The organism is Halorussus marinus (genome assembly GCF_004765795.1).
In the GTDB taxonomy this organism is placed as follows: Archaea; Halobacteriota; Halobacteria; order Halobacteriales; family Haladaptataceae; genus Halorussus; species Halorussus marinus.
Genome location: NZ_SBIV01000004.1, coordinates 236,255 through 259,196 on the forward strand (window position 1 = coordinate 236,255; position 22,942 = coordinate 259,196).

Annotated in this window: 21 protein-coding genes; 10 read left to right on the plus strand and 11 right to left on the minus strand. The window is 68.2% G+C overall.

Going from position 1 to position 22,942, the window contains the following annotated elements; all coding sequences use genetic code 11:
- Window positions 1-29: 29 nt before the first annotated feature.
- Window positions 30-665: an IS6 family transposase gene (locus EPY72_RS10315; RefSeq protein ID WP_135806349.1), complete on the plus strand. Its 636-nt coding sequence runs from the start codon at window positions 30-32 to the stop codon at window positions 663-665.
- A gap of 201 nt (window positions 666-866) precedes the next feature.
- On the opposite strand, the gene EPY72_RS10320 is transcribed toward EPY72_RS10315, so the two are convergent.
- On the minus strand, window positions 867-1,259 hold the full coding sequence (locus EPY72_RS10320) for a DUF5811 family protein (protein ID WP_134670201.1): 393 nt from the start codon (window positions 1,257-1,259) through the stop codon (window positions 867-869).
- 58 nt (window positions 1,260-1,317) lie between these two features.
- Window positions 1,318-1,791, minus strand: coding sequence for a pyruvoyl-dependent arginine decarboxylase (locus EPY72_RS10325; RefSeq protein WP_134670203.1), 474 nt, complete (start codon window positions 1,789-1,791; stop codon window positions 1,318-1,320).
- A gap of 111 nt (window positions 1,792-1,902) precedes the next feature.
- Here EPY72_RS10325 and EPY72_RS10330 point away from each other — a divergent pair, with 111 nt between their 5' ends.
- The gene (locus tag EPY72_RS10330) at window positions 1,903-2,448 is read left to right on the plus strand and encodes an XTP/dITP diphosphatase (protein WP_134670205.1); all 546 of its coding nucleotides are present in this window, start codon (window positions 1,903-1,905) and stop codon (window positions 2,446-2,448) included.
- Window positions 2,449-2,565: 117 nt separating this feature from the next.
- Here the strand turns inward: EPY72_RS10330 and EPY72_RS10335 are convergent, their stop codons facing one another.
- Window positions 2,566-4,110: a TrkH family potassium uptake protein gene (locus EPY72_RS10335; RefSeq protein ID WP_209019575.1), complete on the minus strand. Its 1,545-nt coding sequence runs from the start codon at window positions 4,108-4,110 to the stop codon at window positions 2,566-2,568.
- Between the two features lie 467 nt (window positions 4,111-4,577).
- Here EPY72_RS10335 and EPY72_RS10340 point away from each other — a divergent pair, with 467 nt between their 5' ends.
- A complete protein-coding gene (locus tag EPY72_RS10340) occupies window positions 4,578-4,778 on the plus strand; it encodes a DUF7835 family putative zinc beta-ribbon protein (protein WP_134670319.1) in 201 nt (66 codons plus the stop codon).
- Window positions 4,779-4,837: 59 nt separating this feature from the next.
- On the opposite strand, the gene map is transcribed toward EPY72_RS10340, so the two are convergent.
- Entirely contained in the window at window positions 4,838-5,728 is an 891-nt protein-coding gene (gene map, locus EPY72_RS10345; RefSeq protein ID WP_134670206.1) for a type II methionyl aminopeptidase, read from the minus strand.
- A gap of 254 nt (window positions 5,729-5,982) precedes the next feature.
- On the opposite strand from map, the gene EPY72_RS19410 reads away from it, so the two are divergent.
- The gene (locus tag EPY72_RS19410; protein WP_168216022.1) at window positions 5,983-8,193 is read left to right on the plus strand and encodes a midas domain-containing protein; all 2,211 of its coding nucleotides are present in this window, start codon (window positions 5,983-5,985) and stop codon (window positions 8,191-8,193) included.
- 59 nt (window positions 8,194-8,252) lie between these two features.
- Here EPY72_RS19410 and EPY72_RS10355 read toward each other — a convergent pair whose 3' ends face one another.
- A complete protein-coding gene (locus EPY72_RS10355; protein WP_135806350.1) occupies window positions 8,253-9,107 on the minus strand; it encodes an isoaspartyl peptidase/L-asparaginase in 855 nt (284 codons plus the stop codon).
- 179 nt (window positions 9,108-9,286) lie between these two features.
- Here EPY72_RS10355 and EPY72_RS10360 point away from each other — a divergent pair, with 179 nt between their 5' ends.
- From EPY72_RS10360 to EPY72_RS10380, 5 genes are all read left to right on the plus strand, one after another.
- A complete protein-coding gene (locus tag EPY72_RS10360) occupies window positions 9,287-10,138 on the plus strand; it encodes an undecaprenyl-diphosphate phosphatase (RefSeq protein WP_135806351.1) in 852 nt (283 codons plus the stop codon).
- A 113-nt stretch (window positions 10,139-10,251) separates the two neighbouring features.
- A complete protein-coding gene (locus EPY72_RS10365; RefSeq protein WP_135806352.1) occupies window positions 10,252-10,905 on the plus strand; it encodes an AIM24 family protein in 654 nt (217 codons plus the stop codon).
- A gap of 91 nt (window positions 10,906-10,996) precedes the next feature.
- Window positions 10,997-12,199 carry a sugar phosphate nucleotidyltransferase gene (locus EPY72_RS10370; RefSeq protein ID WP_135806353.1) on the plus strand — a complete coding sequence of 401 codons (1,203 nt, stop codon included), beginning with the start codon at window positions 10,997-10,999 and terminating at the stop codon, window positions 12,197-12,199.
- Window position 12,200: 1 nt separating this feature from the next.
- Entirely contained in the window at window positions 12,201-13,991 is a 1,791-nt protein-coding gene (gene glmS / locus EPY72_RS10375) for a glutamine--fructose-6-phosphate transaminase (isomerizing) (RefSeq protein ID WP_135806354.1), read from the plus strand.
- A 79-nt stretch (window positions 13,992-14,070) separates the two neighbouring features.
- Window positions 14,071-14,646, plus strand: a complete 576-nt coding sequence (locus tag EPY72_RS10380) for a carboxymuconolactone decarboxylase family protein (protein ID WP_135806355.1) — start codon at window positions 14,071-14,073, stop codon at window positions 14,644-14,646.
- Window positions 14,647-14,682: 36 nt separating this feature from the next.
- On the opposite strand, the gene EPY72_RS10385 is transcribed toward EPY72_RS10380, so the two are convergent.
- The 4 genes from EPY72_RS10385 to EPY72_RS10400 all read right to left on the minus strand — a co-directional run bounded on the left by EPY72_RS10385 (window position 14,683) and on the right by EPY72_RS10400 (window position 18,940).
- On the minus strand, window positions 14,683-15,978 hold the full coding sequence (locus EPY72_RS10385; protein WP_135806356.1) for an ArgE/DapE family deacylase: 1,296 nt from the start codon (window positions 15,976-15,978) through the stop codon (window positions 14,683-14,685).
- 113 nt (window positions 15,979-16,091) lie between these two features.
- Entirely contained in the window at window positions 16,092-17,765 is a 1,674-nt protein-coding gene (locus EPY72_RS10390; RefSeq protein ID WP_135806357.1) for a thiamine pyrophosphate-binding protein, read from the minus strand.
- Window positions 17,766-17,828: 63 nt separating this feature from the next.
- Window positions 17,829-18,458 carry a DUF945 domain-containing protein gene (locus EPY72_RS10395; RefSeq protein WP_135806358.1) on the minus strand — a complete coding sequence of 210 codons (630 nt, stop codon included), beginning with the start codon at window positions 18,456-18,458 and terminating at the stop codon, window positions 17,829-17,831.
- On the minus strand, window positions 18,458-18,940 hold the full coding sequence (locus EPY72_RS10400; protein ID WP_135806359.1) for a DUF4330 domain-containing protein: 483 nt from the start codon (window positions 18,938-18,940) through the stop codon (window positions 18,458-18,460). Before EPY72_RS10400 ends, EPY72_RS10395 begins: the two co-directional genes overlap by 1 nt.
- 218 nt (window positions 18,941-19,158) lie before the next feature.
- Between EPY72_RS10400 and EPY72_RS10405 the strand changes: the two genes are divergently transcribed.
- Window positions 19,159-20,385: a Zn-dependent hydrolase gene (locus EPY72_RS10405; protein ID WP_135806360.1), complete on the plus strand. Its 1,227-nt coding sequence runs from the start codon at window positions 19,159-19,161 to the stop codon at window positions 20,383-20,385.
- Window positions 20,386-20,388: 3 nt separating this feature from the next.
- Here EPY72_RS10405 and EPY72_RS10410 read toward each other — a convergent pair whose 3' ends face one another.
- Complete coding sequence (locus tag EPY72_RS10410) at window positions 20,389-21,165, minus strand: MOSC domain-containing protein (RefSeq protein WP_135806361.1); 777 nt, start codon at window positions 21,163-21,165, stop codon at window positions 20,389-20,391.
- A gap of 133 nt (window positions 21,166-21,298) precedes the next feature.
- Complete coding sequence (locus EPY72_RS10415; RefSeq protein ID WP_135806362.1) at window positions 21,299-22,552, minus strand: MFS transporter; 1,254 nt, start codon at window positions 22,550-22,552, stop codon at window positions 21,299-21,301.
- Between the last annotated feature and the right edge of the window lie 390 nt (window positions 22,553-22,942).

The window sequence follows — 22,942 nt, forward strand, 5'->3', positions numbered from 1 at the left end:
AGTGAGGCGTGGTGATTTTATGCTGGTCTATGGCAGAAATCACACGCCTCAGTGGCTGTAGCGACTGGATCGAGTTAGATTTTGTGGAGCGAGAGCGGACACCGAGCGAGCTGATGAGCCTCGGTATTCGACTTCATTTAGCTGGACTCTCGCTTTCGAATACCGTTAATGAACTTGAGAAGTTCGGTGTCCAACGGTCACGGAAAGCCGTTCATGATTGGGTGCAGAAAGCTAATCTACAGCCCGCCATCGACGCCAGTCCGGATCAGATTGCGGTGGACGAAACGGTGATCCGCATCGACGGCCAGCAGTACTGGCTGTACGCTGCCGTCAATCCCGACTCGAACAAATTCCTGCACATGCGGTTGTTTTCGACGACAACAACGGCGTTGACTGAACGGTTTCTGCAGGAGTTACGCGAGAAACACGATGTTGAAGATGCGGTGTTTCTGGTTGATCACGCCCAGCATCTCAAAACAGCACTCCAGCGAGTCGGGCTCCGATTCCAGACCGTTCGGCATGGGAATCGGAATGCTGTCGAACGTGTTTTCCGAGAGATAAAACGCCGAACTTCCTCGTTTAGTAATAGTTTCAGCCATGTCGATCCAACAACAGCGGAATCGTGGCTCCAAGCCTTCGCCGTCTGGTGGAACTCGCTAAACTAAACACGATGCGAAAAACGGGGCCGCCATTGAAGTGCGAGCCGTGGCTCACCGCCGAACGGTCCCGCCGGTAGCCGAATGACGCTCTGAAAACACGTCGGGGGCGTTCGGTTCTCGCTCGGGCGGGGGTCGTGCTGTCGGCGCTCGCGGTCGCCGAGCCGTCGGTTTCGACTCGACCACCGAAGCGGGTGAGTCGGCGGCCGGCTATCGAGCCGTCGGCGTGATGTCGTCGCCCATGGCCTGCTTGACCTGGAGAGCGGCGCTCGCGGCGAGGCCGCGGGCGACTTCGGTCTCCTCGTGGGCAACGAGGTCGTCGCCGTCGAAGTCCTCGGCGTCGGGCTGGAACCCGGCGCTGACGGGGTGGCCGACCGGCGGCTGGACCGCCACCTGGGCCTGCGGGCCGTTCCCGTCGTTCGAGACCTGCGAGCCCACGACGTACTCGTCGGGCAGGAAGTCCCGCGTTCGGGCGGCGATGGAGGCGACGCTGGTGCGAAGCGACTCCTTCTGCTCGGCCGAGAGTTCGGGGACGTCCGTGTTCGCGCGATGCCCGGCCTGCGTCACGCCGGGGCTACCCGCGTAGGGGGTGTTGCCGTTCATCTATCTGACGACAGTCCATTAGGGCCCCACCTAATAAAACCTCTCGACCGCGGAAGATTCAACAGATCGGCTCGCTCTCGCCGTAGACGGCGAGTACGACCGCCGTCGCGTACGTTCCCGGCTCGGCGTCGGCGCTCGCGGTCTCGATCCGCTCGTCGTCGAACGTCCACTCCCGGAGGTCTCGGCCGGCTTCCAGCCCCGCCCCGACGCGCTCGCGGACGTCCTCGGGGTCGGCCTCGCCCGCGACCTCGTAGAACAGCCCCGGGCCGGGGCCGGTCGTCCAGCCGAGTCCCGCGGTGACGCCGCCGGGACCCGCCCGGGTCGCGCGGGCCTCGACCACCGTGAGTCGCTCGCCCGCGGGCCCGAGGTCCGGGGCGGTCCCGACCGCCTCGACCGCCGCGTCCGCCGGGACGACCGACGAGACGGCCACGAGGTTGTAGTTGTGGACGTTGGCGTCCGCGAGCGCGGCGTCGTAGGAAGCCATCTCGGTTGGGCCGGTGGCGGTTCCCCACACGACCCGAATCGTGCTCATAGCCGGAGGGAGTCGTCGCGAGCGCTAAGGGATTGCGATTCGGGGAGCCCGTGGGGGCCGGCGTCGGGCGAACCGACGCCTACTTTCGGCCCGCACGCCAACGCCACGTCCATGGCGATACGCTTCGTGACGAGCAACGAGGGGAAAGTTCGGGAGGCCCGCGAGTACCTGACCGACGAAGTCGAGCAGATCGACTACGACTACACCGAGATCCAGAGCGACGACCTCGCGGAGATCGCGGTCGCCGGCGCCCGGGAGGCCTTCGAGGCGACCGGAAGCGACGAGCCCGTCGTCGTCGACGACGCGGGCCTGTTCGTCGAGGCGCTGGGCGGATTTCCCGGGCCGTATTCGGCGTACGTCGAGGACACCGTCGGCGTCGAGCGCGTCTGGCGGCTCGCAAAACCGGAGGACAACCGGCGGGCGCGATTCCGGGGCGTGGTGGCGTACTACGACGGCGAGCGCGCCGAGACGTTCGCGGGCGCGGTGCCCGGCCGCATCGTCGCGCCCCGCGGCGAAGGCGGGTTCGGCTACGACCCGATCTTCGAACACGAGGGCGAGACGCTGGCGGAGATGAGCACCGAACGCAAGAACGCCATCTCCCACCGCGGGCGCGCGCTGGCGAAGTTCGCCGACTGGCTGGCCGAGCGCGAGGACTGACCAGATCCGGGCGCGGCGGTCGACGCGGGCCGATTTCGAGGCGCGCTCGGCCCGGAATTGGGCCGTTACGCCGCCCGATATCCGAGTAATCGCGTGCTACTTGGACAGCCAGCCCGTCTACCGCCGCCAGTACGACGGCGTGAACACGATCAGCACCGACAGTATCTCCAGCCGACCGATCCACATCAGAAACACCATGTAGAGCTTCGCGGGAATCGAGAACGGCAGGAAGCTGTTCATCGGTCCGACGATGCCGACGCCGGGACCGATGTTGCCGAGGGTCGCGATGGTGACGCTGATGGCTTCGAGCCCCGTGAGGTCGACGCCAGTCCGGAGCGCGTCGAGGAAGATGAGGACGGTCGAAACAGCGAAGATCGAGAAGAACGCGAGGACGAACACGAACACGCCCCGGAGCGCCCCCTCGTCGATCACCGTCTCGGAGAGCCTGATCGGGCGGACCGCTTCGGGGTGGACCGTCGTGAACAGCTCCCGGCCGATCGACTTGCGGATCAGGTACCACCGGACGATCTTGATCGAGCCCGCCGCCGACCCGGCCGATCCCCCGAGAAACATCGCGAGCAGGAGGACGACCTGCGCCGAGGCGTCCCACGTATTGAAGTCCATGCTCGCGTAGCCGGTGGTCGTCACCACCGCCGCGGTCTGAAAGAGGCTCTGGCGGAGCGCGTTCTCGAAGGCGCCCGGGATCGCGCCGACGTTCTCCGGTACCGATTCGAGGCCGAGTCCGCTGAACAACAACCCCCAGAGGAGCGCCCCGACGACGCCCATCGCGAACAGGTACGATCGAAACTCGGCGTTGTCGGTGAGCCGGCGGGGCTCGCCGTTCAGAGCGTGCCAGAACAGCGCGAAGTTCGTCCCGGCGACGATCATAAAGGCGATCATGGCCCACTGGATCGCGGCGCTGAACGCCTCCGCGCTCCGGGCTTCGGGCGAGAATCCGCCGGTGGGGAGTGTCGTCAGCGCGTGGGCGACGGCGTGGTAGAAGTCCATGTTCGGCGCGGCGCCCACGTAGCCGAGCGCGTAGTAGACCCCGATTGCGAGCACGGTGAACCCGGCGTAGATCTTCCAGAGCGCCCGGGCGGTGTCCTGAATCCGGGGTGTGAGCTTCTCGAGCGAGAGGCCCGGAGCCTCCTCTTTTATCACCTGTGCGCCACCGACCGACAGCTCCGGGAGGATAGCGACCATGAGGACGATGATTCCCATCCCGCCGAGCCACTGGGTGAGCTGTCGCCACAGCAGTACCGACCGCGAGTGGGTCTCGAACGAGATGTCGCCGAGCACGGTCGACCCCGTGGTGGTGAAACCGCTCATGCTCTCGAAGAGGGCGTTGACCGGGTGAGCGATCGTCCCGTCGCCCGCCACCAGATACGGGATCGTTCCCACGATCGGCACCGCCAGCCAGGTGAGCGCGACGAACAGGAACCCCTCACGACTCCCGAGTTCACGGTCCGAGCCGAGGCGTTCGAGCCCGGCACCGAGCACGACCATCGCGGCGATAGTCACCAGAAACGGTACCGGGCTCTCGCGGTAGTAGAGGGCCGCGACCAACGGAAACAGCGGCGTCACCGCCAAGTACTTCAGAACACGTCCCAGAAGGCGTAGGGTCGCTTTGTAGTCGACGTAGACGCCGGATCGCATGCTCATACGGAGGAATGACGCCCCAGCACTGAATAGGCGATGCCTCTCGGCTCGCCTACCCGCCCACAGTCCGAACACCGCCGACCGGACACATACGCGAACCCGCAGTTCCGACTGGAACAACACCACGGTCTCTGGCCGGCGACCGCGAGGCCCCACCGCGGGCGTCGGCGTCGAGTCGCGCCGACCCCAAGCACGTCGGCGCCCGTCGAGACGGACTGACTCCCGCGTTGGCGCGAGCGGGGTGCGAAACGCCGAGGGAACCGATTCTACTATATAAATTGTTCGGCCGTTGCACCGGTTTTTTGTTTCATTACTCTCTCTAACCGTTCTATAAACGGTTTCACCGCTTCTCGGCCAATAATGAGTCATAATCGCGGTACGTGGCGCCGATGAACGATTCGAACGCCACCCAACAGAAGGGGGTTTTTATGCTCGTATCAGCGCAAGAGGAGACCGAGAGGAAAGTCACGATGGCTACACAAAACCAGGGGTTCGAGGCGATCTCGGAAACGTGCGATGAATGCGGCCGCGAGACGCCACACGAGGTGTCCGTCCAGATTCGGACCGAGAGTCAAAAGCGCGAGAACGCGGAATTCTCCCGCGAACCGTACCGTGTCACTGAGTGTCAGGTCTGTGGCGCGTCGGCGAGCCAGCGGATGAACAACGCCTGAGAGCTTATCTCGGGGGGTGTCGTGCGTCGTGGTTCGGTGCGGCGCAGTTTTCACGCCGCCTACTTCGTCGTGATCTCACAGCCGTCCTCGGTCACGATGATGGTGTGTTCTTTCTGGCTGACCAGCGCGCCGTCCTCCTCTTTTAGCACCGGGTAGCCGTGGACGATGTCGTTCATCTTGAGCCGGCGCAACGCCATCTCCGCCCGCGAGACGTCGAGCCACCGGGTGGCGAACGGGAGCGTCCGGAACTCCTCGGTGATCTGTTCGAGCGCCTGGCGGGCCTGACGGTCACGGACCGACCCCTCGCGTTCGAGCGCGAAGATCTCCTCGTCGTTGCCCTCCGTCACCTTCCCGGTGCCGTCGGTTGCGAACGGCTCGATCGCGACCACGTCGCCGACTTCGAGCTCGACCCCCTGCGAGACCGCACGGTTCGGGATGTTGGGCGCGGTGTGTTGCTCGTAGTGGTCGAGGCCGTGGCCGGTGAGGTTCACCACGGGGTTGTAGCCGTAGCCGTCGATGACCGACTCGATCTCGGCGCCGATGTCGCCGGTCTCGACGCCGGGCTCGACCATCTCGACCGCCGCCTCTAGGGCCTCCTCGCTGGCTTCGACGAGCTCGGGGGTGCCCGAGAGGTCCACCGTGATCGCGGTGTCGGCGATCCAGCCGTCGACGTGGACCCCGATGTCGAGGTTCACCATCTCCTCGCCGAACTCGGTGTCGTCGCCCGCCGCCGGGGTTGCGTGGGCCGCCTCCTCGTCGACGCTGATGTTGACCGGGAAGGCGGGCTCGCCGCCGAGTTCGCGGATGCGGTCTTCTGCGTACTGGGCGACGTCGAGTTGGGTCGCGCCGACTTCGACCCGTTCGGCGGTTTCGGCCCGCACCTGCGCGAGGATCTCGCCCGCCTCGCGGTGCTTCTCGTACTTCTCGGCCTCGAGATCTACGTGACTCATGGCTGGTCGTTCGCCCGACCGAGCAAAATGGTTTGCGTCTCGGCGCGTGTGTCCGAAAACGCGGCTCGCAGGGCGGGATCTGTGGCGACACCGCTGGCGATATTTGCGGGCGTTCACATGTCACTAACTTATTAGGGGCCTCGTACCGGCCGCTTAATCCTCCTGTAACCCGGGTAATAGCCCGTCAACCCGCCAAACGGTGCGAAACGGTAGGCCCTGTTTATTGGCGGGTCCGGCGATATGATGGCACGCCTATGCAACGAGAAACTGGCGCAGTAGTGATGGCGATGCTCCTGATGGTCGCCGGCGTCCCGCTGGCGACCGCCGGGGGGTCGTCGACGACTGACGCCGCGAGTCCGAACGGAGTTACCCTCCAAAACGCGACCGTAGATAGCCTCCAACTGGAGAACGTCACGGTCGAGAACGCGACGATCGAACAGTTGAACGTCGACACGGTCGAGGTAGAGAGTCGCGACGAGACCCTCGAAGACGCGACCCTCGAAAACGTCCGGCTCGGGGACCTCTCCTTCGAGAACGTGACGGTCGAGAGCCTCGAGACCGGCTCCGAGAGCCTCTCCCAGCAGTTGAGCGGGAACGCCTCCGTCGAGGCGGTCACCGTCTCGGAACTCACTATCGAGCAGATGAACGTCTCGGAGCTGACCGTCGACAGCCTCCGTCTCTCCAGCGGGGCCGGCGCGGAGACGGCCGAGGACACGGACGCCGAGGCTGACGAAGGGACCACCGAGGAAGAAGCCGATGCCGCGGCTGACGAAGAGACCACCGAGGAAGACGCCGATGCCGCGGCTGACGAGGAAACGACCGAAGCGGGCGCAGACGAAGAGACGACTGAGGCCGACGACGGCCTCGGTGCCGACGAAGAAACGACCGAAGAGGCCGACGCGCCGGAAGAGACGACCGAAGGCGCGGTCGGCGCGGACGAGGAGACGACAGAGGAGGCCGCGCTTCAGGAAGAGACCACGACCGACGAAGACGCGGCGGCCGACGAAGAAACGACTGAAGCAGACGCGGCGGCCGACGAAGAAACGACCGACGAAGACGCGCCAGAAGAGACGACCGAGGATGCTGACACGGCTGACGAGGAGACGACCGAAGAGGCAAACGCTACCGAGACCGCCGAGTCCGACCAGCAAATGGACTCCGTCGACCTCGATAGTGCGACCATCCAGACTGTGGACGTGCAGTCGATGAGCATCTCGAATCTCGTCGTCCAGAACCTCGACACCGGCGACGTGGGGGCTGACACGGCCGGCGAGGAGGAGACGACAGAAGACGCCGAAACGACCGAGGAAGACGCCGACGCGGCGGCCGACGAAGAGACGACTGAAGAGGCCGACGACGGACTCGGTGCTGACGAAGAAACGACCGACGAAGACGCGCCAGAAGAGACGGCCGAAGACGCGGCCGAAACCGCTGAGGAGACGGCTGAAGCGGCCGGCGAGGAAGCCGAAGAGACCGCCGAAGACGCGGTCGGCGCGGACGAGGAGACGACCGAAGAGGCCGCACTCCAGGAAGAGACTACGACCGAGGCAGATGGGGCGGCCGACGAGGAGACGACCGAGGAAGACGCCGACGCGGCGGCTGAGGACGAAGCGACCACCGAAGCCGATGACGGTCTCGGTGCTGACGAAGCGACCACCGAAGAAGCTGACGCGCCAGAAGAGACGGCCGAAGACGCGGCCGGCGGGGAGGACGCCGAGCAGGAAACGACCGCATCCGGCGAGACGATGATCGAGAGCGTCTCGGTCCAGAGCGTGAGCGTCGAGGACGCGACCGTCGGTAGCGCCACCAGCGACCGGTCGACGGCCGGCGACGGCGACATCACCATCCTGACGATTCAGGATCTCTCGGCGCCCTCGGAGGTCCAGACCGGTGACGACTACACCGTCGAGGCCACCGTCGTCAACAGCGGCCAGAGCCAGGCCGTCGAGCAGGTGTCCTACCGCATCGCGGGCAACGTCATCAAGTCCCAGTTGACCCAGATCCCGGCCGGCAACGCGACCACCGTGACGTTCAACGTCTCGGAGATCTCGTTCCCCGGCGGCGAGTACACCCACGGGGTGTACACCCGCGGCACCAACCAGACGGGCACGCTGATGATCAACGAATCCGAGCAGGCAGACGAGCAGATGAACGTCGACGAGGAGACCACGACCGAAGCGGCCGAGGAGACCACCGAGGACGGCGCTGAAGCGGAGGAGACGGCCGAAGAAGAAGCCGGCGGGGCTGAGGAGGAGACGACCGAAGAGGAAGCTGACGCGGCCGAAGAAGAAACGACCGAAGAAGACGCCGACGCCGCGGCCGACGAGGAAACGACTGAGGAAGAAGCTGACGCGGCCGACGAAGAAGAGACTACCGAGGAAGACGCCGACGCGGCGGCTGACGAGGAAACAACTGAGGGAGAAGCTGACGCGGCCGACGAAGAGACCACGACCGCAGAGGCCTGAGCCGCCACTGGACTCGCGGGCTTTTCTTTCTACGCAGTCCGACTCGCGTAGCGACGCGGTCAGTCGCCGCTGTGTACCGCGGTCTGCATCCCGTCGCTGTTGAACGCGCTCCCGGCCTCGCCGTCGGCGTCGAGAACGATGACGCCCGCCGACGCGCCGGTGAGCTCTGCGAACTCCTCGATGGCGCGGTCCGCGGCGCGCTGGGCGCCGAGCCCGGATTCGAGGTGACGGACCGCGCGTCGGGTGAGCGTCGCCTTCGCGATGTCTTCGCCCGCCCCCGTGGCGCTGGCCGCGCCCGCCGGGGCCGCGAAGAAGCCGCTACCGATCTGGGGGACGTCGCCGACTCGCCCCGCCAGCGCGAGCCACCGCCCGCCCGTGGAGGTGGCGGCGGCGAACGCCTCGCCGTCGGTGGCGACCGCGCCCACCGTGTCGGCGCCGCCGAACTTCTCGCGGAGCCACTCGAGGTGCTCGCTCGGGGAGCCCTCGGGCGTGTCGTAGCCCTCCCAGCGCTCGCGGGACGACTCGGTCCACAGGTCGACGCCGGTCTCGACGCCGAAGTCGGCCGCGAGATCGACCGCGCGGTCGCCCGAGACGAGGACGTGGGGGGTCTCTTCCAGCACGACGCGGGCCGCCGAGACGGCGTGTTCGACGCCCGGCATCGAGCAGGCCGCGCCCGCCCGGCGGTCGTCGGTCATCACGCCCGCGTCGGTCCGGACTTCGCCGTCGCTCTGGACGGCGCCGCCGACGCCCGCGTTGAACCGCGGCGACGATTCGAGGACTCGGACCGCGCTTTCGACCGCGTCGACGACCGACGACGCCTCGGCGCCGGTCGCGGCCGCGTCGTTCAGGACCTGCTGTCTGGGCTCGGGTTCGTCGGGGGTGTCGCCCGCACCGCCGTGTACGATGACCTTCATGTCAGGGTGTGGCTCGGGAGACGATTTAAACCAACCGAACCGGTGGCGCGGCGGTCCGGCGACCGATCGGGGTCGGCCGCGAGAATCCGACTCGAAAGCCCGCCGAACGCCGACGGCGTGAGGCGACGCGGGCGGACGGTATCGGTGGACATATGCCGGGGCGCTGACCCACCACCAGTATGGATCGAGCAACGCTCGTCGCGGTCGTCGCCGGCGTTCTCCAGGGGATCTTCGAGTGGCTCCCCATCTCCAGCGAGGGCAACATCACCGTCTTTCTCACCGCGCTCGGATCGACGCCCGCGGCCGCGGTCCAGTTCTCGCTTTTCCTCCACGCCGGCACCGCGATATCGGCGGCCGTCTACTACCGCGACGAACTTCGGAGCGTCCTCGCCGGGCTCTCGTCGTGGCGACCGCGCGAGGCGTTCGCCGACGGACACGCCACCCTCACGTTCCTCGCGGTCGCGACCCTCGCGTCGGGAGTCGTGGGGATCGCGGCGTACGCCACGCTTGAAACCGCCGTCTCGGCGCTGACCGGCGGGGCGTTCGTCGCGGTCGTCGGCGTCTTGCTCGTGGCGACTGGCGTCCTCCTCCGCGTGGCCGGCGACGGCGAGCGCGACTCGCGCCGGCCGCCGTCGGACGGCACCGGGTTCGGCACCCGCGACGACCCCGACCTCCTCGACGCCGTGCTCGTCGGCTCGCTCCAGGGGCTCGCTATTCTCCCGGGCGTCTCGCGGTCGGGGACGACCACCTCCGCCCTGCTGTTCCGGGGCCACGACGGCCCGTCGTCGTTCCGGCTCTCGTTTCTGCTGTCGATACCGGCGGCGCTCGGCGCGGGCGTGCTCACGCTCGCCGACGGCGGCGTCCCCGGGGTCGCGCCCGCCGCCGGCGCCGTCGCGCTCGCGACCGCGGCGGTCGTCGGCTACCTCACCATCGACGCGCTGATGCGGGTGGTCGAACGGGTCCCGTTCTGGGGGATCTGTGTGGGGCTGGGCGCGCTGGCGATGCTCGGGGGCGCGGCGCTGGCGGTCTGATCGCGGCGTCCCAGCCGATACACCCAGATCTCGTCGACTCCGCCCGACACAAAGGTTTTGTCGGCTCGATCCGTCACACCGGACGAGCCGCCCTGATTCGGCTCGGTGTAACGATGGACATAGATAAATTCAGATCCGAACACGTCCCGACCGACTCCGACGAGACGTTCCAACTCGAAAACAGCTACACCCTCGACGTGGCCGTCGACGGCTCCGTGATGGCGAAAGCCGGTTCGATGGTCGCCTACACGGGCGACCTCTCGTTCACCGGCCAAGCCTCGGCCGAGGGCGGCATCAAGGGGTTCCTCAAGGAGGCCGCCTCCGGCGAGGGCACGCCGGTGATGGCCGTCGAAGGCGAGGGCCACGTCTACCTCGCGGACCACCAGAAGAAAGTGCAGGTGCTCGAACTCGGCGCCGACGACGCCATCACTGTCAACGGCGAGGACGTCCTCGCGTTCGAGTCGGGGCTCTCCTACGAGATCGACACCATCGACAGCCTTGCGGGGTCGTTCGCGGGCGGGCTCACGAACGTCTACCTCCAGGGGCCGGGCCACGTCGCGATCACGACCCACGGCGACCCGCTGGTTCTCGACCCGCCGGTATCGACCGACCCGAGCGCGACCGTCGCTTGGAGCGGGACCTCGCCCGACGTGGAGATCAACAAGAGCCTCTCCGATATGGTCGGTCAGGAGTCGGGCGAGCGCTTCCAGTTGAACTTCGACGGGCCGGACGGCTTCGTCGTCGTCCAGCCCTACGAGGAGCTGTAATCGGGTCGCTCCGACCGCGGCTCGGGCCGTCGGCGAACCGTCGATCCGCGAAAGCCGAACCTTGATACGCCTTCTGCTTGTTGCACTACCTATGACAGTTCGCGCCGCCGTCGTGTTGGCCGCGGGCGAGGGCACCCGACTCCGGCCTCTCACCCGCAACCGCCCGAAGCCGATGCTCCCGGCCGCAGACCGCCCCATCCTCGAACACGTCTTCGACGCGCTCATCGGGGCCGGGATCGAACGCCTCCACGTCGTCGTCGGCTACAAGCGCGACCGCGTCCAGGACTACTTCGGCCCGACCTACCGGAACGTCCCGGTCAACTACGTGGCCCAGAACAAGCAACTCGGGAGCGGCCACGCCCTCCTCGAGGCTCGCGAGGCCGTCGCGAGCGAGGACGGCTTCCTGGTGGTCAACGGCGATCAGGTGATCGAACAGCGGATGGTCGAGGACGTGCTCGACGCCTTCGAGGACGACGACGGGGGCGCGATGCTGGCGGTCACCGAGCAGTCCGACGTCTCTCACTACGGCGCGGTCCGCACCGAGGGCGACCGCGTGATCGAACTGGTCGAGAAGCCCGAGACCGACGAGTACCGCCTGCTCAACGCCGGCGTCTACGCCTTCGACGCCTCCATCTTCGACGCCGTCGACGAGACCCCCCGCGTGCGAGGCGAGCTCGCGCTGACCGACACGCTGTCGCGGCTGATCGACGAGGACGTGGCGGTCGGCGGGGTCACCACCGAGGGGCTCTGGGTCGACGCGACCTACCCGTGGGACCTGCTCGACGTGTCTCGGGAACTCCTCTTGGGGGGTCGGGTGACCGAGCCCGAGCGCGGGGAGGCGGTCTGGGTCGCCGACACCGCGAACGTCCACGAGGACGCGACCCTTCAGGGGCCGGTCGTCGTCGGGCCCGACTCGGAGGTCCGACCGGGCGCGGTCGTCGGTCCGTTCGCGGCGGTCGGTCGGAACGCGACCGTCGGCGCGAACGCGGTCGTCTCGCGGTCGGTGCTCGACACCGACACGCGCGTCGGGCCGAACGCCACCCTGCTGGACTGCGTGACCGGACAGGCCGTCTCGCTGGGCGCCGGCACGACGGTGCCGGGCGGGCCGGGCGACGTGCGCGTCGAGGACTCCGTCTACGAAGGCCAGCGCCTCGGCACGCTGGTGGCCGACCGCGTCCGGGCGGCCGGCGACGTGAGCTTCGCGCCCGGCACGCTGGTCGGGCCGAACGCCACCCTCCACACCGGCGTCTCGATTTCCGAAAACGTCACGGAGGGCGCGGAGGTGTTCCGGTAGCATGTGCGGCATCATCGGGTGTACGGGCCGGGAGACCGAGACCCTCGACGTCCTCCTCCACGGGCTCGACACCCTCGAGTACCGCGGCTACGACTCGGCGGGCGTCGCGCTCGCCAACGGGACGGTCGAGGTCTGCAAGCGCGAGGGCGAGATCGACCGCCTCCGGGCGGCGGTCGACCCCGCGATGGACGGCCCGGTCGGTATCGGCCACACGCGGTGGTCGACCCACGGGCCGCCGACCGACGAAAACGCCCACCCACACACAGACTGCACCGGCGACGTGGCCGTGGTTCACAACGGGATCATCGAGAACTACGACGAGCTCAAGGCCGAGCTGACGGCGGCGGGCCACGAGCTCGAGAGCGACACCGACACCGAGGTCGTCCCCCACTTCATCGAGGACGCGCTCGCCGACGGGATGAGCCGCGACGAGGCGTTCCGGTCGGCGGTCGCCCGCATCGAGGGGAGCTACGCGCTCGCGGCCGTGTTCGCCGGCTCCGAGGCGATTTTGGCGACCCGCGAGGGATCGCCGCTGGTGGTCGGAGTCGGCGACGACGCGGCGTACCTCGCGAGCGACGTCCCCGCCTTCCTCGAGTACACCGACCGCGTGGTGTACCTCGACGACGGCGAGTTCGCGCGGCTCGAATCCGGCTCGTGGACCGTGACCGACGCCGAGGGCCGACTGCTCGAGAAGTCGATCTCGCAGGTCGAGTGGGACGCCGAGGAGACCGCAAAGAGCGGCTACGACCACTACATGCTCAAGGAGATCCACGAACAGCCCCGGGCGCTCCGGAAGTGTCTGCGGGGCCGGGTCGACGAGCTGACCGGGACGGTCGACGTCGAGGCGCTCGAGGGGCTGACCGCCGAGTCGGTCCAGTTCGTCGCCTGCGGGACGAGCTACCACGCCGCCCTCTACGGCGCCCAGCGCCTCCAGGCGGCCGGCGTGCCCGCACAGGCGTTTCTCGCAAGCGAGTACGCGACCGCGCCCGCGCCGGTCACCGAGGGGACGCTCGTGGTCGGCGTGACCCAGAGCGGCGAGACCGCCGACACGCTGGCGGCGCTCCGGCGTGCGCAGGCCCGAGGCGTCGAGACGCTCGCGATGACGAACGTCGTCGGCTCGACCGCCGCCCGCGACTGCGACCGGACGCTGTTGATCCGGGCCGGCCCCGAGATCGGGGTGGCGGCGACCAAGACCTTCTCCTCGCAGGTGGTCGCGTGCAACCTGCTGTCGGCGACGCTTGCCGACCGCGGCGACTCCCGAGAGATCGTACAGGCGCTCCGGGACCTGCCCGGACAGATCCAGGAGGTGCTCGACGCCTCGCGCGCGGAGGCGGTCGCCGAGCGGTTCGTCGACAGCGACGGCTACTTCTTCATCGGACGGGGCCACCAGCACCCCGTCGCGCTCGAGGGCGCGCTCAAGATGAAAGAGATCACCTACAAACACGCCGAGGGGTTCCCGGCGGGCGAGCTGAAACACGGGCCGCTCGCGCTCGTGACCGGCCGGACGCCCGTGTTCGCGATCGTCACCGGCACCGACGAGGAGGCGACCAAGACCGTCGGGAACGTCAAGGAGGTCGAGGCCCGCGACGCCCCCGTGGTCGCGGTGACCGACGGCGCCTCGACGGTCGACCGCTACGCAGACGCGGTGTTAGAGCTCCCAGAGACGGAACCGTGCGTCGCGCCCGTGCTGGCGAACGTCCAGTTACAGCTGGTGGCCTACCACGTCGCGAACAAGCTCGGCCGATCGATCGACAAGCCCCGGAATCTGGCCAAGAGCGTGACGGTCGAGTGAGGCGACCGACCGCCCGTCGCGGTGTCGGTCCGGGCCCTCGACCCGCACGATTTATTCTCGCGCGGCGGGAGGTCAGCCCATGGCTCGCGTCCCGTACGTCGATCCGGAAGACCTGCCCCCGGACAGACAGTCGCTACTGGACACGCTCTCGGACGAGGCCGAATCGAGCGACGCCCACTCGCTGGGCGGCGAGACGCTGAACGTCTATCGGGCGATGGGGAACAACGCCGACCTCCTGGCGGCGTTTCAGACCTACGGGTCGGCGGTGTGGGACGAGAGCGGACTGTCGGCCCGCGAGCGGGAGTTCGTGATCCTGTCGGTCGCGTTCCACGCCGACTCGGCATACGAGTGGCACCAGCACGTCCGGGTCGCGCTCGACGAAGGGCTGACCGTCGAGGAGATCCGGGCGGTCTCGGGCGGGGACCGCGAACGGTTGGACGAAGACGCCCGCACGCTCGTCGCGTACGTCGGCGCGTTCGTCGACGGGACCGTCGACGACGACGACCACGACCGGCTCGCCGCCCGCTACGACGACGAGACGGTCGTCGGCATCGACCTGCTCGCGGGCACCTATCTTGGCCTCGGGCGGGCGCTCGACGCGCTCGCGGTCGAGACCGAGGTCGAGTTCGTCGGGTGGGACCTACAGAACCGCTGAGCGCGGCTCGGACCGCGGGTCGGGCGACGGCGGTCCTCAGGCCGTCTCGCACCAGTCGACGGCGGTGAGCGCGACGGTCTGGGCGACTTCGACGAGCGAGTCGACGTCGACGTACTCGTCGGCGCCGTGGACGCGGCCGCCGGTCGGCCCGACGCTCGGACACGGGATGTCGTAGTAGTTGACGTAGAACCGCTCGTCGAGCCCGGCGAGCCCGCCGGTCCACTCGCCGTCGGCGCCACAGACCGCCTCGGCGTTGCGTTTGGTCAACTGGGCGAACTCGTGGTCCGTGTCGAGGTAGTGGGGGTTCGCGTTCCACCCGAACCACTCCAACTCCGGGGGGTTGTCGGCGAGCCACTCGTCGGCCTCGACGACCGACCCGACGGCCTCGCGGACCTGTTCGCGGACCTCCTCGCGGGTCTCGCCGGGCGGCCACCCGATGCGACACTCGACGGTCGCCTCGTCGGGAACCGTCGAGGGCCAGTCGCCGGACTCGAAGATGCCGACGTTGAGGTTGGTCACCTCGCCCTCGGCGTCCGGATACTGGTTTACCGCCGGCTCGAACGAGATCCGGGACTTGCGCTCTCGGTCGAGGTCCGCGAGCGCCTGAACGATGTCGACCGCTTTGTTGATGGCGTTGACGCCGGCGAACCCGTGTGCGGCGTGGGCCGCCGTTCCGGGCACCGTGATCTGGAAGTACATCGCGCCGGCGCTCGCGACGCCGACGTTCGGGACGCCGTACGGCTCGGTGATGATGGCGGCGTCGGGGCGATACCCGCGTTCGAGCGCCGAGAGCGCGCCGCCGGTCCCGCCCGCCTCCTCGTCGATGGTCGACTCGATCACCACGTCGCCGGCCAGTTCGACGCCGAGGTCCCGCAACGCTTCGATGGCAAAGACGTTGGCCGCGAGGCCGCCCTTCATGTCGCAGGCCCCGCGACCGTACACCCTGCCGTCCTCGCGGGTCGCGGTCCACGGGTCGTGGGTCCACTTGTCTTCGGTGACCGAGACCACGTCGATGTGACCCGCGAGCGCGATCGACCGGCCGGTTCCGGTCCCCTCGACGGTGGCCGCGACGTTCGGCCGGTCGTCGTAGCCGTGTTCCTCGTAGGTGTTGGTGTCGAAGTATCCGGGGTGGTCCCGGAGGGCCTCGACGTCGGGCTCCCAGACGTCGACGTCGAGTCCCATCGACTCCAGCTTCTCGACGACGACCGACTGGGCCGCTTTCTCGTGGCCGGAGACCGACGGTTCCTCGATCAGGTCCGCGAGCAACGACAGCATCCGATCGCGGTTCTCGTCGACGTACGAGCGAATCTCGCGGCGGAGCTCGGAGTTCATGCGTGAGTATGTCACGCAAATGACTGCAAAAAGTCTACGGGTCTCGGAGGGAGAGTCCCGACGGAAAACCGCACGGTCGGCCCCGCGGCGACTCGGACGGCGAGCGGTCGCCGTCAGTCCCGGATCAGCGCGTCGACCACCGACGGGCCGGCGGCGTCGACGGCCTCCCGGATCGTCGCTTCGATCTCGTCGGGCGACTCCGCGCGGTGGGCGGTCGCCCCGTGGCTCTCGGCGTTGGCCGCGAAGTCGACCCCGGGGTCGAAGTCCATGCCGGTGAACTCGTAGTCGGACTCCTCGCCGCCGAGCATCCGGAGCGTGTTGTCTTTCAGGATGCGGTAGTTGCCGTTGTTCGCGACCACGACCGTCAGATCGACGTCGTAGCGAGCCGCGCTGTACAGCGTCTGGGGGTAGTAGAGGTACGAGCCGTCGCCCACGAACCCGATCACGTCTCGGTCGCCGCCGGCTTCGGTCTCGGCCATGGCCGCCCCGACGGCCGCCGGCAGGCCGTACCCGAGCCCGCCGCTCTTGTTCGAGAGGTAGCCCTCGGCCTCGAAGTCCATCTCCCGGCGCAGGGCGATCCCGCTCGTGACGGCCTCGTTGACGACGAGCGCGTCGTCCGTGGCGTTTCGAATCGCCTCTGCCAGTTGGGTCTTGGTCGCCGGGCCGTCCGCCGGGGGCGATTCGTCGCTTCCGCCGACCGAGTCGGAGACCTCCCGCACGCGGGCCAGCCGCCGCTCTCGCTCGGCGTCGTCGACCCTGCCGGCGACGTCGTCAGCGATGGCGCCGAGGATGCGTCCCGGATCGCCGACGACCGCGACGTCCGCCGGCTCGTTCTTGCCGACCTCCCACGCGTCGTCGCTGACGTGGACGAGCGTGGCGTCGCTGGGAAGCCGCTCGCCGGCGTACTTGAAGGAGGTCGTGTCGGTCGACCGCCCGACCAGCAAGAGCACGTCGGCGCCGTCGGTCAACTCCGCGACCGCGTCGCCGTCGCCGGGGAAGCTCGACACCCACTGCTCGTGGCCGGTCGGCATGTTCACCTCGCTCGTGATGTACTCGCCGTGGACGCGGGCGCCGCTGACCTCGGCGAGTCGCGTCGCGCTCTCGACCGCGTCGCTCCCCGACCGGGCGATGGCGTCCCCGAGGACGAACACCGGCTCGTCGGCGTCGACGATGGCGTCGGCGGCCGCGGCCACCTGCTCGGGGTCGCCGGCGCCGGCGTCGGGGATCGCTCCGAGTCGCTCGGGCGCGTCGTCGGTCTCGTCTCGCATCACGTTGGCCGGGAGCCCGAGGAAGACCGGCCCGGTCGGCGGGGTCAGCGCGACCCGGACCGCGCGCCGAAGCATCGTCGGCAACGCCTCGACGTCGGTCACCTCCGCGCTCCACTTGGTGAAGGGCTCGGCCATCTCCGCGACGTCGCCGTGGAGGATGGGCTCCTCGTGCTGGAAGTCGGTGCTGTAGTTGCCCGCGGTCACGAGCAGGGGCGCTCCCGCGAACTCCGCCCCGTAGAGGTTCCCGAGCCCGTGGGCCAGCCCCGGTGCGACGTGGAGGTTCACGACGCCCAGCGGGAGGACGTCCGGGTCGACGTCGGCGTGCTGGCGGCGCGTGGACGCATAGCCCGCGGCCATCCCGACCGCGACGTCCTCGTGGAGGCCGAGCACGTAGTCGATCCCGGTGTCGGGCAGGGCGTGGACCACCGGCAGTTCCGTCGTCCCGGGGTTCCCGAAGAGTTTGCTCACGCCGTACTGGTCTAACGCGTCGAGGAACAGGTCGGCTCCAGTCCGTGGCATTCGGTACGATATCTCAGCAAAGCGCCTTAACTGTTCGTGCCGCTCGCCGGGACACGACGGGGGCTACTCGCGGTCGGGCCGGTCGGGCGGCTCCGGCGGTTCGAGCGCGGCCCGGAGGAGCCGAACCGAGCGCGCTCTCGCGAGGGCGTCCCACGGCGCCGTGATCCGGGTTCCCGCGAGCGCGAGTCCGAGCGCGACGACGCGGACGAGGATCGCCTCGGTCGAGAGCGAACCGGCGAGTCCGACGAGGGCGGTGTTCGCGAACACGCCGAGCGCCGCGACGAAGCTCACAGCGCGAATCGGGGCGTCCCGGAGCGCAGTCGTCGTTTCGGCGCCGAGCTCCCGGAGACCCGAGGCCAGCCAGACGCGCTCGACGACCGGCCCGACGCGGTCGAGGAGCGCGACGAGCGGACCGACCGCGTAGGTGTCTCGGAGGTCGATGACGATGACGTCGGGGTCGGGGTCGGTCGTGAGCCATCGATACAGCGCGGCGTTCCGGACGTATCGTCCGAGGCGTCGGCCCGCGCGCGCCAGCGTCGACTGGCTACTCGCGACACCGAGATCGCGCGCCGACCCCGCCCAGACGCCGGCGAGCCACGAGGCCGCGAGCCAGACTCGGACCGACTCCACGGCAGACCGGGCGACCCCGACCGCCGTCGACCCGTCCGTCGCACGGTCGGATTCGGCGACCATCAGTTCCCGGGTGAAAACGCCGTGACGTGTCCGTCGAGGGTCACCGGGCCGAAGTCGAGTTTCAGCTGTCGGCCGACTTCCAGGGGTTCGCCCTCGAAGCGGACGCCGTCGTCGGTCTCGGTGGTGTTGAGAGTCAGTTCGAGTGTCACGGTCTGCTTTCGCGGGTGGGTCCGCTCGTGGAGGTTCCCGTTCTGGTCCTTGACTACGACTTCGGTCGGCCGGACCGACTTGTTCTCGACGGCCGCGACCGATTCGGAGTCGATCGGCCCCTCGGGGACGGCGTCGGCGACGTACGGCTGGACGCCGCTGATTTCGAAGGCGACGGTGGTGGTCGTCTGGCGATCAGTGTTCGTCTGTTGACCGTCGTCGCCGAGGACCAACGCCGCGCCGGCGGCGACGACCGCGAGAACGAGGAGGACGGCGAGCGCGTCGATGATGTTGACGGTGCCGAAGAGCCGGCCCTTGTCGTCGATGAGATCCATAGTTCGTGACTCCGTCTCTGTGTTCACAAGCGTGGTCAGGCCGGTCGTTAAACTGTTGTGTTTCTCGCGCGGATCGCCTCCAGTACGGGGGAGCGGTTGCCGCCACCCTCGTCTCGACGTTCCACGTCGAACTGAGCCGCGAGATTCCGGCGCTATTTCGCCACACGCCACCGGAAACAAACAGGTAAGCTGACGTTTTGGGGTGAGTAGGGATCGGTATGCTACAGATTGACGCGGACCGATTCCGGGAGAGCTTCGAGTCGTACTCCGAGATCGGCGCCACCGACGACGGCGGCCTGCATCGCCTCGCGCTGACCGACGCCGACGAGCGGGTCCGCGAGACCTTCGTCGCGGACCTCGAATCGCTGGGGCTCGACGTCCGGGTCGACGCGGTCGGCAACGTCTTCGGCCGGCGCGAGGGGACGAATCCGGACGCCGATCCCGTCCTCGTCGGCTCTCATCTGGACTCCCAGCCGTACGGCGGGCGCTACGACGGCCAACTGGGCGTGCTCGCGGCCCTGGAGACGCTCCGAACGCTCGACGACGAGGGGATCGAGACCGACCGCCCGATCGAGATCGTCGACTGGACGAACGAGGAGGGGTCTCGCTTCCAGCACGCGATGCTGGGAAGCGGGGTGTTCGCGGGCGTCACCGACCTCGACGAGGCGCTCGCGCTGACCGACGCCGACGGCGCCAGTCTGGGCGAGGAACTCGAACGCATCGGCTACGCCGGCGACGCCGACGTCTCGCCGTTCGACGTCCACAGCCACCTCGAACTCCACGTCGAACAGGGGCCGACTCTCGACGCCAACGAGACGTCCGTGGGGGTCGTAGAGGGCGTCTTCGGCATGGCGTGGCAACGAGTCACCATCCGCGGGGAGTCCGACCACGCCGGGCCGTCGCCGATGCACACCCGCACCGACGCGATGGCCGCCGCCGCGGACGCCGCCTCGGAGCTCAACGACCTGCCGAACCGACTCGGCCCGGACGCGGTGGCCACCATCGGGGAGTTCTCGGTCGAGCCCGACTCGGTGAACGTCATCCCGAGCCGCGCCGAGTTCACCGTCGACGTCCGATCGTACGACGACGCGCTGGTCGCCGATGCCAAGGCCGCGATCCGCGACGAGGTCGAGGCGGCGTGTCGGCGCCACGGTACGGACTACGAGATCGAAGACGTCTGGGAGATCCCCCACACCGAGTACGATCCGGAAGTGCGGAAGGTGGTCGCCGACGCCGCCGAAAGAGCCGACGTTTCGTACGAACGAATCGTCAGCGGGGCGGGCCACGACGCCAAGTACGTCAACAATCTGGCGCCGACCGCGATGGTGTTCGTGCCCTCGGTCGACGGCATCACTCACAACGAGGCGGAGTTCACCGAGTGGGACGACTGTGTCGCCGGCGCGAACGTCTTCGCGAATGCGACCGTAGAGCTGGCGACGGAGTGACGCTCACTCGATCACGTCGACGGGATCGCCGACGCGGAGCGTTCGTCCCCGGTCGGACTCGGGAACCCGGGCGATGAGCATCAGCGTGTAGTAGTGGTCGAACGCCTCCTCGTCGGCCCAGTCGGGGAACGTCTCCTCGCGTTTTTGGACGAATCGCTCGCGGAACTCGGAAAGCGGCTCGCCCGTGTCCGGGTCGCGCTCGGGGACGACACACCGACCGCAGGGCGTGACGCCCTCGAACCGAACGCCGCCGACCGCGAACGCGGGCGCGTCCTCGCCGACGAATCGGTCCTCCCAGAACGCCGGGACGCCCGAAACCTCGACGTTGGCCCGGTGGCGTCGACGCGCGCTCTCGACGCTCATTCCGTCGAACCACGAGGCGACGGTCTCCAGCGTGGCGGTGCTGACGACCGACGGACCCATCTCCCGGCGGTCGACGAACCCGAGCGTCCGATCCCGACGGAGCGTCAGGTCGGCCTCGAAGGCGTCGCCGAACCAGTCTTCGGCGCGTTCGCGGTCGCGAGCGTCGTCGAGGTCGAACCGATTGGTCTCGTCGCCGGGGCTCGTGACCGTGAACTCGCCCGACTCGGGGTCGAAGTCCGTCCGTAGGTCGTGGACCCGGTCGGTTCGCTTGCCGTTGATCACGTCGCCGTCGGCGTCGAACAGCGCGAACTCCCGGTCGCGCGCGAGGGTACCGCTGTCGAGGATCGCTGTCGCGTCGACGTCGATTCCGTCGAGGCCCTTCACGGGGTAGACCGTGAGCCGTTCGAGCTCTGGCATGGGTGCTGTTCTCCTAACGGCGCGCCACGTATTTCAGTCTACGTGTGGAGCCCGCCCGTCCCGGTGCGTGGGCCCGGGTCCGGCTCGACGCGCTGGCGGCGCACGTCGAGCGGTCGGGCTGGCTGTCGTCGGCTCACTCGTCGACTCGGAGCGGCGGCGACGCGCTGACGACGAACAGCGCGCCACTCCCGACAGCCGCCGCGAGCACGCTCATTCCCACGCCCACGACCTGCACGGACAGTTCGAATCCGAGTCGGGGCGTCGCGGCGCCGATGGCACCGCCCATCACGATGGGCGTGAGCGTCGAGGTCAGCCGCCCGGTCCCCTCGCCGAGGCTCACGAGGCCGCCCCGGAGGTCCGGGGGCGCCAGCGTGGTGATGATACTCCGGTACAGCGAGAGCACGATCCCGAACCCGACGCCCATAACGACGACCCCGAGGAAGGCGATCGGAAGGCTCCCGGCGGCGAACACCACACAGAGCCCGCCGCCCATCGCGGCGTTCATCGCGACGAGCGGGTAGAGCCGGCTCTCGAAGCGCGCCGTGATGCGACCGGCCTGGGTCGCCGCCAAGGCGTAGCTCAGGCTCCCGACGGCCGCCAGGAGCCCCGCCTGGGCCGGAGAGCCGCCGAGGAGATCGACCACGAGGATCGAGTTGTAGGTGAGAAACCCGAGCCAGACGACGTTTGGCGTGCCCCGCGCGAGGATCATCGCCCACGCGCGCCGCTGGGCGACGAGTTCCCGGAGGTCGGCGAGCTGACGCCGAACGGGCGCGTCGTCGGCGGTCGGGTCGACGTCGGGGTCGACCGGCTCCTCGAACCAGACGTAGACGACCGCGGCGATGGGGAACGCGATGGCATACAGCAAGAACGGGTACTGCCACGCCACGCCGACCAACACGCCCGCGCCGAGCGGGAACACTGTCTGGGAGAGCCCCGAGCCCGTGAATCGGAGTCCCTGTGCGGTCGCCTCCTTCGTTCCCGCATAGAGGTCGCCGATGCTGGTGATGATGATCGGCGTGAGCGAGGCGAACCCGATGCCCTGGAGTAATCGGAGAAAGAGTGCGACCCGGAAGTCGGTGGTGAGCGCGATCGCGGTGCCGGCCGACCCGAACACGAGGAGTCCGAACAGGATCACCGGTCGTCGCCCGTACCGGTCGGCGATCACGCCGATGATCGGGATGACGACGACGGCGGGCGCCGTGAACGCCGACATCAGCAGTCCGATGTTCGCCGGCGTCGCGCCGAACGGGCCGATGAGCGACCCGAGGACCGGCGAGAGCAGCGCCGTGCCGAGCGGCGGGAGCAGGTTCGCGACGAAGAGCAGTTGGAACGGTCGCTCGGTGAGGACTTCGGCGTCCGCTCCGAGGACCGACGAGAGGGAGGCCACAGGTAGTGGTTGCTGCGGTGGGGATTAAATATGGCTGTCCGTCTCTGCTGGGCTTTCAGGTTGGTAGGTAGTAACATTGTGTCCGCGGCGAGGCGAATGGCTCGCAGGTTCTGGGCGAGTACGATCGCGAGTGACCTACCAATTATACTGAGGCGGGCTACGCGCTATTGCTTTGATCGTTCCGCTGAAGGTCTGTCTGTGCATGGTTATCAACCCCAGAATCGGGGATGGGAATCATTTCCTCTTGAATCCCTGTCCCGTAATTGGTCTATCAGGTTTGCAATTCGCCCGTTAGAGCGATGTCCTTCTTGATCGGGTGGTCGCAGTGGTGAACCGTCCCATTCTGGGTCGTGAGGACGACTCATGCAGGTTCGATTCGTGTGTTGGTGA

Excerpts from the sequence above, each read along its gene's own strand:
- EPY72_RS10365 (WP_135806352.1), top strand. The coding sequence starts at position 10,252 with ATGGACATAGATAAATTCAGATCCGAACACGTCCCGACCGACTCCGAC.
- glmS (WP_135806354.1), top strand. The coding sequence starts at position 12,201 with ATGTGCGGCATCATCGGGTGTACGGGCCGGGAGACCGAGACCCTCGAC.
- EPY72_RS10340 (WP_134670319.1), top strand. The coding sequence starts at position 4,578 with ATGGCTACACAAAACCAGGGGTTCGAGGCGATCTCGGAAACGTGCGAT.
- EPY72_RS10335 (WP_209019575.1), bottom strand. The coding sequence starts at position 4,110 with ATGAGCATGCGATCCGGCGTCTACGTCGACTACAAAGCGACCCTACGC.
- EPY72_RS10385 (WP_135806356.1), bottom strand. The coding sequence starts at position 15,978 with ATGAACTCCGAGCTCCGCCGCGAGATTCGCTCGTACGTCGACGAGAAC.
- EPY72_RS10320 (WP_134670201.1), bottom strand. The coding sequence starts at position 1,259 with ATGAACGGCAACACCCCCTACGCGGGTAGCCCCGGCGTGACGCAGGCC.
- EPY72_RS10395 (WP_135806358.1), bottom strand. The coding sequence starts at position 18,458 with ATGGTCGCCGAATCCGACCGTGCGACGGACGGGTCGACGGCGGTCGGG.
- EPY72_RS10390 (WP_135806357.1), bottom strand. The coding sequence starts at position 17,765 with ATGCCACGGACTGGAGCCGACCTGTTCCTCGACGCGTTAGACCAGTAC.
- map (WP_134670206.1), bottom strand. The coding sequence starts at position 5,728 with ATGAGTCACGTAGATCTCGAGGCCGAGAAGTACGAGAAGCACCGCGAG.
- EPY72_RS10315 (WP_135806349.1), top strand. The coding sequence starts at position 30 with ATGGCAGAAATCACACGCCTCAGTGGCTGTAGCGACTGGATCGAGTTA.
- EPY72_RS10360 (WP_135806351.1), top strand. The coding sequence starts at position 9,287 with ATGGATCGAGCAACGCTCGTCGCGGTCGTCGCCGGCGTTCTCCAGGGG.
- EPY72_RS10355 (WP_135806350.1), bottom strand. The coding sequence starts at position 9,107 with ATGAAGGTCATCGTACACGGCGGTGCGGGCGACACCCCCGACGAACCC.
- EPY72_RS10370 (WP_135806353.1), top strand. The coding sequence starts at position 10,997 with ATGACAGTTCGCGCCGCCGTCGTGTTGGCCGCGGGCGAGGGCACCCGA.
- EPY72_RS10410 (WP_135806361.1), bottom strand. The coding sequence starts at position 21,165 with ATGCCAGAGCTCGAACGGCTCACGGTCTACCCCGTGAAGGGCCTCGAC.
- EPY72_RS10380 (WP_135806355.1), top strand. The coding sequence starts at position 14,071 with ATGGCTCGCGTCCCGTACGTCGATCCGGAAGACCTGCCCCCGGACAGA.
- EPY72_RS19410 (WP_168216022.1), top strand. The coding sequence starts at position 5,983 with ATGCAACGAGAAACTGGCGCAGTAGTGATGGCGATGCTCCTGATGGTC.
- EPY72_RS10330 (WP_134670205.1), top strand. The coding sequence starts at position 1,903 with ATGGCGATACGCTTCGTGACGAGCAACGAGGGGAAAGTTCGGGAGGCC.
- EPY72_RS10405 (WP_135806360.1), top strand. The coding sequence starts at position 19,159 with ATGCTACAGATTGACGCGGACCGATTCCGGGAGAGCTTCGAGTCGTAC.
- EPY72_RS10325 (WP_134670203.1), bottom strand. The coding sequence starts at position 1,791 with ATGAGCACGATTCGGGTCGTGTGGGGAACCGCCACCGGCCCAACCGAG.
- EPY72_RS10400 (WP_135806359.1), bottom strand. The coding sequence starts at position 18,940 with ATGGATCTCATCGACGACAAGGGCCGGCTCTTCGGCACCGTCAACATC.